We start from the raw sequence: 11,832 nt of genomic DNA on the forward strand, positions 1-11,832 counted from the left end.
GTGCGGTCAAAAAAATGATAGAATTTTGACCGCACTTTTTTACGCGAGCGTTTCTCGCTTTTGATTATTTATGGAGAACTTATGGATACCGCATTTATTTTATCTGCCATTGTGGGCTTAGGGATTGTGGCGCAATGGCTCGCTTGGTATTTGAAACAGCCCTCAATTTTATTTTTATTGCTGATTGGGATTATTGTCGGCCCTGTGCTGAACTTGTTTAATCCCGATGTGATTTTGGGCGATTTACTCTTTCCGTTTATTTCCCTTGGCGTTGCCGTGATTCTTTTTGAAGGGGCGCTCACGCTGGAGTTTGACGAAATAAAACAACACGGCAAGGTGGTGCAGCTCTTGGTTTCGCTCGGAATGCTCATCACCGTCAGCGTGATTTCCGTTGCCACTTATTTTCTATTTGATGTGGATTGGCGCATCGCCTTGCTATTCGGTACATTGGTGTGCGTAACTGGCCCAACGGTGATTGTGCCATTGTTGCGTAGCGTTCGCCCGAACAGCAACATTGCCAATATTCTCAAATGGGAAGGCATTATCATTGACCCAATCGGGGCGATCGCTGTGGTGTTGGTGTATGAATACATTATTTCTGGCGGTGAAGCCAGTGAAATCGGCACCTTTGCCAAAATCATTGCCGTAGCAGGAGTGATTGGAATGGCAGGCGCGTGGTTGCTGGCCAATCTGATTAAACGCCATATGATCCCTGAATATTTGCGCAACGTGTTCGTGCTTGCTTACATTTTGCTGTTATTCACCGCGTCAAACCATTTCGCCCACGAATCAGGGTTATTAACGGTTACTGTGCTAGGCGTGGCGTTGGCGAACTGGAAAGGCTTCCCGAAAGATCATATTTTAGAATTTAAAGAATCCCTGACCGTTTTGCTGATTTCCACCCTGTTTATCATTTTAGCCGCGCGGGTGAATTTAGAACATTTAGCGAGCGTGGGAATGGCAGGCATTTTACTGTTATTCGTGGCAATGTTTATCGCTCGTCCGCTTGCCATTTGGTTTTCGTCTATTGGCTCAAGTTTAACCTTAAATGAAAAATTGATGATTAGCTGGATTGGCCCGCGCGGGATTGTCGCCGCAGCCATTTCTTCTCTCTTCGCGATTAAATTGCAAGAAACCCAAATTCAAGGCGTGGAATTGCTCGTGCCGTTAGTGTTCACGATTATTATTGGTACGGTACTAATTCAAGGCTTAGGGGCAAAAACCATTGCGAAATTGCTGAATGTGCAAGAATCGGTGTACAAAGGCGTGTTGATTATTGGTTCAAACCCTGTGGCGCTAGCCATTGCGAAATCCTTAAAAGATCAAAATGTGGACGTGTTGGTCGCAAGCCGCCATTATAATGAAGTGGCGAAAGCCAGAATGTTGGGGCTGCGCACTTACTACGGCAACCCAGTTTCTACCCACGCCGATGGGCATTTGGATCTTATCGGGTTGGGCAATATGTTCGCCATTAGTACGGACAAAGAACTCAATACCTTGTCGGAAATTCATTATCGCCACGAATTTGATAAAGAAAACATTTACCGCATTCGTTTCAGCGATGATAACAATCCAACGGAACGTTATGATATTCAAGACAACTACCGTTCCAACTGGCTTTTCGGTAAAAATGTAACTTACGCAAAATTAGCCAGTATGTTGGCGAAAAATGCGCGTGTTAAGGTAACCAATCTTACTGATAGCTACACTTATCAAGATTACAAAACCACCAACAAACAATTTGTGCCGTTATATACCATTGATGATAAAGGCTTTATTGCCATTATTAATGATGAAAATAGCGTGCCAACAAATTGTCGTATTGTGGCACTGGTAGCGGAAGAATAATTACAATATAAGATAAGATAAGAAAAAGTGCGGTGGAAAAAATGGAAATTTTTCACCGCACTTTTTTATTTAGATAAAGAATGCACAACGCATCTTGCTATCAGGGGGAATTAATCCCCCATTTTTGTCGTTAATTAAACCACATTAAATAAGCTACTGTACCAATTACAAATACGCTAATGAGATTGAGCAAGATACCTGCGCGGATCATTTCACGTTGTTTCACTTCGCCAGTACCAAATACAATCGCGTTTGGCGGTGTGGCGACTGGTAACATAAAGGCACAAGATGCCCCTAAACCGATGATTAACGCAAGGCCAAGCTCTGGCATTCCTAAAGATTGTGCAATGGAGATAAAAATCGGTACTAATAAGGCCGCACTTGCGGTGTTAGACGTAAATTCCGTTAAGAAGATGATAAATGCTGCCACCAACAAGCCGATGAGATAGAAATGTCCGCCTTCAATTAAGAATACGATACCATCAGCCAAAATGCGGCTCGCGCCTGAATCACGCAATACGGAACTTAGGGTTAAACCACCACCAAACAGCATTAACACACCCCAGTCCGTGTTGTTTTGTAATTGTTTCCAAGAAGCAACTCCTGTGGCACAAATCACCACCGCAGCGAAGAGCGCAATCACACTATCAAAGCTGGCAATTTTTTTCTCAAGCCCTAGCAAAGAAGAAAGCATTGGGTTAATTTTGCTGCTGAACACCCAGCATAGCGCGATTAAAACGAAAATCGCAAGGGTGATAATGCGTTTAGAATTAAACTCAATTTTTTCAAAATCTTGTTTGAAATGTAGGTTTAGTTTCGGGCGGAATACCATATATAGCGTACCAATCATAATTGGCATTAATAGAATCATCACTGGTAAACCGTAACTTAACCAATCGGAGAAAGTGAGTTTTAGTTGAGTTGCCACAATGTTATTTGGTGGGCTACCTACGAGCGTTCCCATACCGCCGATACTTGCACTATAAGCAATCCCTAATAGTACGAAAACATAGGTATTATGCTCACGCTCTTTATCCATTTGGCTTAAAATTCCCATTGCTAATGGTAACATCATTGCCGCAGTTGCGGTGTTACTCATCCACATTGATAAAAATGCGGTAATGGTGAAGAGATAAAGCACCGCCACCAATAAACGCCCGCCGGCTAATGCCATAATTTTGTTGGCAATCATACGGTCAATATTTTGTTGGTGTAAGGCTGTGGCAAGCGCAAATCCCCCAAAGAATAGGAAGATATTTGGATCAGCAAAGGCAACCAGCGCCTGCTTAGTGGTAACCAGATCCAACACAATGGCCAATAGCGGCACTAAAAGTGCAGTGATGGTAACGTGCAAGGCTTCGGTGAGCCATAACACGGCGATAAATGCCAGCATTGCTAAGCCTTTGTTCGCTTTGGCATCAAAAGGTAAAAAATGTAATAAAACAAAGAAAAGCACCATATCCACAAGGAGAATAATTCCATTGCGATGTGATGTAGAATTGTTTGTTGCTGCGTTCATAATAATCCCTCTTTATGAAGACGTGGATACTAACTTTTTTGGGTTAGTCATAAAGACAAGCTAACGTTATCAACTTGTTAATAAAAAGCAACAAAAAATTTGTGGTTTTGTGAGGCAGGTCAGAAAAATAATTGGGGAAATCGTAAAAAGGAATAAGAAAAGGAAAAACAAGGATAAAAAAATAATGGCAAGAAGAACTTGCCATTATTATCTTAATCCTTAATCAAATTATTCTTCTTCGACATCTTCTAGCTCTAACGGCTCTTGCGAAAGAATAATGCCAGTTAAATCTGCATACACATAGTCTTCTGGGTAGAAAGTAACGCCACCAAAATTCACTGGCACATCGACTTCCCCTTGCGTATCATCACTTGCGCCCACTGGAATTGGCGCAAGAGCTTGAATACCAATATCTAAATTTTCTAATTGTTGAATTTGGCGAACTGCACCGTAAACAATAATTCCTTCCCAGCCATTATCTAAGGCAAGCTGAGCAAGATCCGCATCAATCAAGGCTTGGCGTACTGCACCACCACCATCAACTAATAATACGCGACCTTCACCGTTTTCTTCTAAAATCTCGGCAATTAAGCCATTGCTTTCAAAGCATTTTACTGTGGTAACCTTGCCGTAAAATGAGGTTAATCCACCAAAATTAGAAAAAATCGGTTCAACAACATCAACTTGATCTAAATAAACATCGCACAATGTGGAAGTATCAATACACATAAGTTCACCTTTTTACGCTGAAAATGATTGTTCTAGTATATGCCTATTGCTAGCCCACTAGCAAGCCGAAACTAAAAAGTAAGTTGGTTAAAAGCGCTAACATTGACATTTGTCCGAGCATTGGGCGCAATAACAGGGGATCTTGGCTACGATAAACATACAACGCGTGCTTAACCAATAAAGGATAGGCCAAAAGAAAAATAAAGCTCAATAAATGGTGGAAATTCGCTAAGGCAAAAATCACATAACACAATGCGCCTACGGCTAACAAAGTGCAGTGATAAATTCGTCCATTTTTCGCCCCAAGACGGACGGCAAGGGTGTTCTTACCTGCTTTTTTATCTTGCTCAATATCGCGTAAATTATTGATATTTAATACCGCAGTGGCAAAAAGCCCGGTTGCAAGTGCGGGTAAAAAAATCATTAAATTTAGTTGATGAGTTTGCAAATAATAAGTACCGCATACGCCCAAAATACCAAAAAACAGCAGCACGGAAATATCGCCCAATCCCATATAACCATAGGGCTTTGCGCCTACGGTATAAGTAATCGCGGCAATAATGGCAAGCCCGCCTAAAAGAGAAAATGCCAAGAGATCGGCATAACTTTGATACGCAATGCCAATTAACAGAAAACCGAAAAATAAACTTGCTAAGATCACCGCAATAAGCCCTTTTTTCAGCTGCTGCGCACTAATCACACCGTGCTGAATACCACGCAATGGGCCGATACGCTCTGCGGTATCACTGCCTTTTTGGTGATCGCCATAATCATTGGCAAAGTTAGAAAGGATTTGTAGCAACAAGGTGGTAATCAAGCATAACAGACTGATTTGCCAGCTAAATTTATCATCCCAATAGGCAAGTGCTGCCCCCATAACAATTGAAGCGGCGGCTAAAGGCAGGGTTTTTGGTCTTGCGGTTTCCACCCACATTTTAACAACTTGTTTATCCATATTTTTCACTTATCTTTCTAAATCCTGATTTTGGCGTAAAATATCCCAAAGAATGGGCTATTGTACTCATTTATTTTCGCCATTTTAACTGTTTAAGGAAAATATGTCGCAACTTAATTTAACCCTTTCCCCCATCGGGATTATTCACACGCCTTATAAAGAGAAATTTTCCGTGCCACGCCAGCCTAATTTAGTGCAAGACGGCGTTGGCACAATCCGCTTACTCGCACCCTATAACCAACCTGAAGCTGTGCGTGGTTTGGATCAATTTTCTCACTTATGGCTTATTTTCCAGTTTGATAAAATCCCCACAGGCAAATGGCAGCCCACCGTGCGCCCACCACGCCTTGGTGGTAATCAACGTGTTGGGGTATTTGCTTCACGCGCCACACATCGCCCTAATCCCTTAGGGCTTTCCAAAGTAGAATTAAAACGCATTGAAATCAATCAAGGTGAAGTGCTGTTGCATTTAGGCTCGGTCGATTTGGTTGACGGCACCCCTATTTTTGACATCAAACCCTATATTGCCTATGCCGACAGCGAACCCAATGCCAATTCGGGCTTTGCCCAACAGCCACCTGAAGCAAAACTACAAGTTCGCTTTTCCCCACAGGCTCAAGCGCAATTAATCAAGTGCGGTGCAAAATATCCAAATTTTCAGCGTTTTATCACAGAAGTGCTACAACAAGATCCCCGCCCCGCTTATCAACAAGGAAAAACATCTGATCGTATTTATGGAATGAAATTATATGATTTTAATGTTCGATGGTGGGTGAGAGATGATGAGTGGGGCGAAGTGATTGAGATCGCAAAAGAATAAGGCTAGCCTATATAAAAAAGCGTCCAAATATCCTCAATTTGAACGCTTTCCTTTTTCCTATTCGTTCTTACATTAAGGCGTTGTACAGTAAACCTGCCAACACAGCCCCTGTAACTGGGCCTAAGACAGGTACCCAGCTGTATTGCCAATCTGCACCTGTATTTAAGGTTTTACCTAATAAACCAAGGGTTAGACGAGGGCCAAGATCACGGGCAGGATTGATGGCATAACCTGTTGTACCACCTAAGCTCAAGCCAATTGCCCACACTAAGATCGCCACTGGTAATGCGCCAAGTGAACCTAAACCAATTGGGGTTGGGGTTCCTTCTGGAAAATTCAGGCTTGCTCCCGTGATGTAGAAAATCACGAATAATAAAACAAAGGTGCCAATGAGTTCGCTAATAAAGTTGCTAGCATAGTTGCGAATGGCTGGTTCTGTACAGAAACACGCGCGTTTTGAGCCTTGATCTTCAGTAGCGGCAAAATGATCTTTATAGAAAATATACACAAGTAGCGCGCCGAACATACCTCCTGCAATTTGCGCTGCTATATAGCCTAAAATCATTGAAGGCGCAAAACTGCCAATTACCGCTAAGCCAAGGGTTACCGCAGGGTTAAGATGCGCGCCACTATAAGGCCCTGTTACGACCACCGCCACATAAACTGCAAACGCCCAAGCGGTGGTGATCACAATCCACCCTGAACTTTGCCCTTTGGTTTTATTTAAACAGACATTTGCAACGACACCATTCCCCATTAAAATCAGTAATGCCGTACCAATAAATTCAGCCAGATAAGCATTCATAATGCACTCCTTTTTAATCCATTTTATGAGATCTGTAATTTTCTTTCGTTTAGATCCAAAAAGTGTTCTTTTGAATATTATTGGTGCGTATTTCATTATTAATAGAAAATCTTATAAAGCAATACTTTTTGTAAGGATTTATCTACTTTTTCTCCAATTTGCTAACTGGATCACATTTTTAATTTATTGATTATTATTGAAATATAGTGAATAACTCATAATAGGGAGCGGTAAAAATATTTTGTGAAGTGGATCAAAAATTTGAATATTGCTCATTTTAAACTTGAGCGTTTTCGATTATTTTCTTTCAGGTAATGCTTTCGTTTTAGCTCAAAATTAATGTTCTCGTGAGTAAAAAGGTGCAACATTTTACTTATCTAACAGACAAAAGAGGATCGATTATGACAGAGAAAAAATATATTATCGCTTTAGATCAAGGCACAACCAGTTCCAGAGCGGTATTGCTCGATCATAATGCCAATGTTGTTGAAATTGCGCAGCGTGAATTTACCCAAATTTACCCACAAGCAGGCTGGGTAGAGCATAATCCAATGGAAATTTGGGCAACACAAAGTTCCACCTTAAACGAAGTGGTGGCGAAAGCCGGCATTTCTTCTGATAGCATTGCAGCGATAGGGATCACGAATCAACGCGAAACTACTATCGTATGGGAAAAAGAAAGCGGCAAACCGGTTTACAATGCCATTGTGTGGCAGTGCCGCCGCACCGCGGATATTACCGACAAACTCAAAGCAGACGGCCACGAAGACTATATTCGTAAAACCACAGGATTGGTGGTAGATCCTTACTTTTCTGGCACTAAAGTGAAATGGATTTTGGATAATGTTGAAGGGGCAAGAGAAAAAGCTGAACGTGGCGAATTGCTTTTTGGTACGGTGGATACTTGGCTTGTGTGGAAACTCACCCAAGGACGCGTACACGTTACGGATTACACCAATGCTTCTCGCACAATGTTATTTAACATTCATACCAAACAATGGGATGACAAAATGCTCGAAATTTTGGACATTCCAAAATCAATGCTACCTGAAGTGCGTAATTCTTCGGAAATCTACGGACAAACCAATATCGGCGGAAAAGGTGGGGTGCGTATTCCAGTGGCGGGTATTGCAGGCGACCAGCAAGCAGCCCTTTATGGACATCTTTGCGTTCACGCAGGGCAAGCTAAAAATACCTATGGCACAGGCTGCTTTATGTTAATGCACACAGGCGATAAAGCCGTACAATCGCAAAATGGCTTGCTCACCACCATTGCTTGTAATGCTAAAGGCGAGCCTGAATATGCTTTAGAAGGCTCAATTTTTATGGGCGGCGCATCAATTCAATGGCTGCGTGATGAACTCAAAATTGTTCACGATAGTTTTGACAGCGAATATTTCGCACAAAAAGTACCTGATTGTAACGGTGTTTATGTTGTTCCCGCCTTTACTGGTTTAGGCGCGCCTTATTGGGATCCTTATGCCCGAGGTGCAATTTTAGGCCTATCTCGTGGCGCAAACCGCAACCACATTGTGCGCGCTACCCTTGAATCTATCGCGTATCAAACTCGTGATGTATTAGAAGCAATGCAATCCGATTCAGGGGAAAAACTCAAGTCCTTACGCGTGGACGGCGGCGCAACCGCTAATAATTTCCTAATGCAATTCCAAGCCGATATTCTCAACACCCCAGTTGAACGCCCTGTGGTGAAAGAAGTTACCGCACTAGGCGCAGCTTATCTTGCTGGGCTTGCCACCGGATTTTGGAAAGATTTAGACGAATTGCGTGATAAAGCTGATGTTGAACGCACTTTCTTACCTGATGACGATAAAGCTAAACGCATTAAACGTTACAAAGGCTGGAAAAAAGCCGTGAAACGTGCATTAGAATGGGAAAAAGATGAAGATTAATCACTAAACATTATTGAATAACAAATCTGCTCCTTATAACAAACTATGATTTAAGGGGCAGATTTTTCCACAGCAACTAACTATTCTCCTTAACCCCCACAGAAGACTCGAATATATTTTGTGACTGTATTAGATTAACAGTTACGCTAGCCTATAAAATAAAGATAATTCATTGTGCTAGGTGTAAACGAATTTAGATAATTCAGAATTAATCACTAACCGATTAGAAACGAGAAATTACATTAATGGGAATTGAAAATTTCTAGAATCAGGCTAAATTTCGTTTTAACTTTGGAACACCAAAAAATTGCTAAAGGCACTGTGCTTTTAGTGTAGAATTTAGAACTAATCTAATACAGAACCAGATATAATAACGGAAGAATAATAACACACCTGTAAAAATGTATTATAGAAATAATTAATGGCAGGGGCGGAGAGGCTCGAACTCCCAACACCCGGTTTTGGAGACCGGTGCTCTACCAATTGAACTACGCCCCTAAATGAAGTGGCGGAACGGACGGGACTCGAACCCGCGACCCCCTGCGTGACAGGCAGGTATTCTAACCAGCTGAACTACCGCTCCGCAAAATTGATAATTGGCAGTGACCTACTCTCACATGGGGATACCCCACACTACCATCGGCGTTATAGCGTTTCACTTCTAAGTTCGACATGGAATTAGGTGGGTCCGCTACACTATAGCTGCCAAAAAATTTTATTTTGTTAATTTACTTAAACAAAAATAAATTAATAAAATAAAACCTGGCGGTGTCCTACTCTCACATGGGGATTCCCCACACTACCATCGGCGTTACAGCGTTTCACTTCTAAGTTCGGCATGGATTTAGGTGGGTCCACTGCACTAGCGCCGCCAAGATAATTCTTTCTATTCTTTATGTTTTTCTCTTAGTCAATAACTTCGCTTATTTCTATTCCATTATCCGACTAAGTGTCTTTATTCTTACTCTTTCTTTCCAATCAAAAACAAGCCAAAACCCTTGAGCGTTGTATAGTTAAGCCTCTCGGGCAATTAGTACTGGTTAGCTCAACGGCTCACACCGCTTACACACCCAGCCTATCTACGTCATAGTCTCTAACAACCCTTACTGACTTTAAGTCAGGGAGAACTCATCTTAAGGCAAGTTTCGTGCTTAGATGCTTTCAGCACTTATCTCTTCCGCATTTAGCTACCCAGCTGTGCCTCTGGCGAGACAACTGGTACACCAGTGATGCGTCCACTCCGGTCCTCTCGTACTAGGAGCAGCCCCTCTCAATTCTCCAACGCCCACGGCAGATAGGGACCGAACTGTCTCACGACGTTCTAAACCCAGCTCGCGTACCACTTTAAATGGCGAACAGCCATACCCTTGGGACCTACTTCAGCCCCAGGATGTGATGAGCCGACATCGAGGTGCCAAACACCGCCGTCGATATGAACTCTTGGGCGGTATCAGCCTGTTATCCCCGGAGTACCTTTTATCCGTTGAGCGATGGCCCTTCCATTCAGAACCACCGGATCACTATGACCTGCTTTCGCACCTGCTCGACTTGTCTGTCTCGCAGTTAAGCTTGCTTATACCATTGCACTAACCTGACGATGTCCGACCGTCATTAGCAAACCTTCGTGCTCCTCCGTTACGCTTTGGGAGGAGACCGCCCCAGTCAAACTACCCACCAGACACTGTCCGAACACCCGTTTCAGGCGCTTCGTTAGAACATCAAACGTTAAAGGGTGGTATTTCAACAACGACTCCACGATAACTGGCGTTACCGCTTCATAGTCTCCCACCTATCCTACACATCAAAATTCAAGGTTCAGTGTCAAGCTATAGTAAAGGTTCACGGGGTCTTTCCGTCTAGCCGCGGGTACACCGCATCTTCACGGCGATTTCAATTTCACTGAGTCTCGGGTGGAGACAGCCTGGCCATCATTATGCCATTCGTGCAGGTCGGAACTTACCCGACAAGGAATTTCGCTACCTTAGGACCGTTATAGTTACGGCCGCCGTTTACTGGGGCTTCGATCAGGAGCTTCTCTTTCGATTACACCATCAATTAACCTTCCAGCACCGGGCAGGCATCACACCCTATACGTCCACTTTCGTGTTTGCAGAGTGCTGTGTTTTTAATAAACAGTTGCAGCCAGCTGGTATCTTCGACTGGTTCATGCTCCATCCGTAAAGAACTTCACACTACGCCAGCGCACCTTCTCCCGAAGTTACGGTGCTATTTTGCCTAGTTCCTTCACCCGAGTTCTCTCAAGCGCCTGAGTATTCTCTACCTGACCACCTGTGTCGGTTTTCAGTACGGTTTAGATAAACCTGAAGCTTAGTGGCTTTTCCTGGAAGTGTGGTATCAATTACTTCAGCACCTTAGTGCCTCGTCATCATCTCTCAGTGTTTACAGTGAACCGGATTTGCCTAACTCACCCACCTACCAACTTAAACGACCATTTCCAACAGGTCGATAACCTAACCTACTCCGTCCCCACATCGCAGTTTATCCAAGTACGGGAATATTAACCCGTTTCCCATCGACTACGCTTTTCAGCCTCGCCTTAGGGGCCGACTCACCCTGCCCCGATTAACGTTGGACAGGAACCCTTGGTCTTCCGGCGAACGGGTTTTTCACCCGTTTTATCGTTACTTATGTCAGCATTCGCACTTGTGATACGTCCAGCAATCCTCTCGAACCACCTTCTTCCGCTTACACAACGCTCCCCTACCCAACAGTATTGCTACTGATGCCGCAGCTTCGGTACTATATTTTAGCCCCGTTACATCTTCCGCGCAGGCCGACTCGACTAGTGAGCTATTACGCTTTCTTTAAATGGTGGCTGCTTCTAAGCCAACATCCTAGCTGTCTAAGCCTTCCCACTTCGTTTCCCACTTAATATAGATTTTGGGACCTTAGCTGGCGGTCTGGGTTGTTTCCCTCTCCACGACGGACGTTAGCACCCGCCGTGTGTCTCCTGAGTATCACTCTTCGGTATTCGGAGTTTGCATCGGTTTGGTAACCCGGGATGGGCCCCTAGCCGAAACAGTGCTCTACCCCCAAAGGTGTCCGCTCAAGGCTCTACCTAAATAGATTTCGGGGAGAACCAGCTATCTCCCGGTTTGATTGGCCTTTCACCCCCAGCCACAAGTCATCCGCTAATTTTTCAACATTAGTCGGTTCGGTCCTCCAGTTAGTGTTACCCAACCTTCAACCTGCCCATGGCTAGATCACCGGGTTTCGGGTCTATAC

7 protein-coding genes, 2 tRNA genes and 3 rRNA genes (1 of these 12 only partly in view) are annotated in these 11,832 nt (G+C 43.5%); 3 read left to right on the forward strand and 9 right to left on the reverse strand.

Going from position 1 to position 11,832, the window contains the following annotated elements; genetic code table 11:
• Window positions 1-81: 81 nt before the first annotated feature.
• Window positions 82-1,848 carry a cation:proton antiporter gene (locus DYC50_RS00125; protein ID WP_115248527.1) on the forward strand — a complete coding sequence of 589 codons (1,767 nt, stop codon included), beginning with the start codon at window positions 82-84 and terminating at the stop codon, window positions 1,846-1,848.
• Window positions 1,849-1,978: 130 nt separating this feature from the next.
• Here DYC50_RS00125 and DYC50_RS00130 read toward each other — a convergent pair whose 3' ends face one another.
• The 3 genes from DYC50_RS00130 to DYC50_RS00140 form a co-directional block, all read right to left on the reverse strand.
• Window positions 1,979-3,367 (reverse strand): DASS family sodium-coupled anion symporter, encoded by a 1,389-nt coding sequence (locus DYC50_RS00130; RefSeq protein ID WP_115248528.1) that lies wholly within the window; start codon window positions 3,365-3,367, stop codon window positions 1,979-1,981.
• A 228-nt stretch (window positions 3,368-3,595) separates the two neighbouring features.
• A complete protein-coding gene (gene rraA, locus DYC50_RS00135; protein ID WP_103854135.1) occupies window positions 3,596-4,096 on the reverse strand; it encodes a ribonuclease E activity regulator RraA in 501 nt (166 codons plus the stop codon).
• A 49-nt stretch (window positions 4,097-4,145) separates the two neighbouring features.
• Window positions 4,146-5,051, reverse strand: coding sequence for a 1,4-dihydroxy-2-naphthoate polyprenyltransferase (locus tag DYC50_RS00140; protein WP_115248529.1), 906 nt, complete (start codon window positions 5,049-5,051; stop codon window positions 4,146-4,148).
• A 103-nt stretch (window positions 5,052-5,154) separates the two neighbouring features.
• On the opposite strand from DYC50_RS00140, the gene tsaA reads away from it, so the two are divergent.
• On the forward strand, window positions 5,155-5,871 hold the full coding sequence (gene tsaA / locus DYC50_RS00145; RefSeq protein ID WP_115248530.1) for a tRNA (N6-threonylcarbamoyladenosine(37)-N6)-methyltransferase TrmO: 717 nt from the start codon (window positions 5,155-5,157) through the stop codon (window positions 5,869-5,871).
• A 67-nt stretch (window positions 5,872-5,938) separates the two neighbouring features.
• Here the strand turns inward: tsaA and DYC50_RS00150 are convergent, their stop codons facing one another.
• Window positions 5,939-6,676, reverse strand: coding sequence for an MIP/aquaporin family protein (locus DYC50_RS00150; protein ID WP_115248531.1), 738 nt, complete (start codon window positions 6,674-6,676; stop codon window positions 5,939-5,941).
• Window positions 6,677-7,077: 401 nt separating this feature from the next.
• Here DYC50_RS00150 and glpK point away from each other — a divergent pair, with 401 nt between their 5' ends.
• The gene (glpK, locus tag DYC50_RS00155; RefSeq protein WP_115248532.1) at window positions 7,078-8,586 is read left to right on the forward strand and encodes a glycerol kinase GlpK; all 1,509 of its coding nucleotides are present in this window, start codon (window positions 7,078-7,080) and stop codon (window positions 8,584-8,586) included.
• A 422-nt stretch (window positions 8,587-9,008) separates the two neighbouring features.
• On the opposite strand, the gene DYC50_RS00160 is transcribed toward glpK, so the two are convergent.
• The 5 genes from DYC50_RS00160 to DYC50_RS00180 all read right to left on the reverse strand — a co-directional run.
• Window positions 9,009-9,084 (reverse strand) — tRNA-Trp (locus DYC50_RS00160).
• An 8-nt stretch (window positions 9,085-9,092) separates the two neighbouring features.
• Window positions 9,093-9,169: transfer RNA gene (locus DYC50_RS00165), tRNA-Asp, on the reverse strand.
• Window positions 9,170-9,180: 11 nt separating this feature from the next.
• Window positions 9,181-9,296, reverse strand: a 5S ribosomal RNA gene (rrf, locus tag DYC50_RS00170).
• Window positions 9,297-9,346: 50 nt separating this feature from the next.
• Window positions 9,347-9,462, reverse strand: a 5S ribosomal RNA gene (rrf, locus tag DYC50_RS00175).
• Window positions 9,463-9,595: 133 nt separating this feature from the next.
• A 23S ribosomal RNA gene (locus DYC50_RS00180) occupies window positions 9,596-11,832 on the reverse strand; it runs 662 nt beyond the window's last position.

Source organism: Avibacterium avium, assembly GCF_900454535.1.
In the GTDB taxonomy this organism is placed as follows: domain Bacteria; phylum Pseudomonadota; class Gammaproteobacteria; order Enterobacterales; family Pasteurellaceae; genus Avibacterium; species Avibacterium avium.

Excerpts from the sequence above, each read along its gene's own strand:
- DYC50_RS00125 (WP_115248527.1), top strand. The coding sequence starts at position 82 with ATGGATACCGCATTTATTTTATCTGCCATTGTGGGCTTAGGGATTGTG.
- DYC50_RS00130 (WP_115248528.1), bottom strand. The coding sequence starts at position 3,367 with ATGAACGCAGCAACAAACAATTCTACATCACATCGCAATGGAATTATT.
- rraA (WP_103854135.1), bottom strand. The coding sequence starts at position 4,096 with ATGTGTATTGATACTTCCACATTGTGCGATGTTTATTTAGATCAAGTT.
- DYC50_RS00140 (WP_115248529.1), bottom strand. The coding sequence starts at position 5,051 with ATGGATAAACAAGTTGTTAAAATGTGGGTGGAAACCGCAAGACCAAAA.
- tsaA (WP_115248530.1), top strand. The coding sequence starts at position 5,155 with ATGTCGCAACTTAATTTAACCCTTTCCCCCATCGGGATTATTCACACG.
- DYC50_RS00150 (WP_115248531.1), bottom strand. The coding sequence starts at position 6,676 with ATGAATGCTTATCTGGCTGAATTTATTGGTACGGCATTACTGATTTTA.
- glpK (WP_115248532.1), top strand. The coding sequence starts at position 7,078 with ATGACAGAGAAAAAATATATTATCGCTTTAGATCAAGGCACAACCAGT.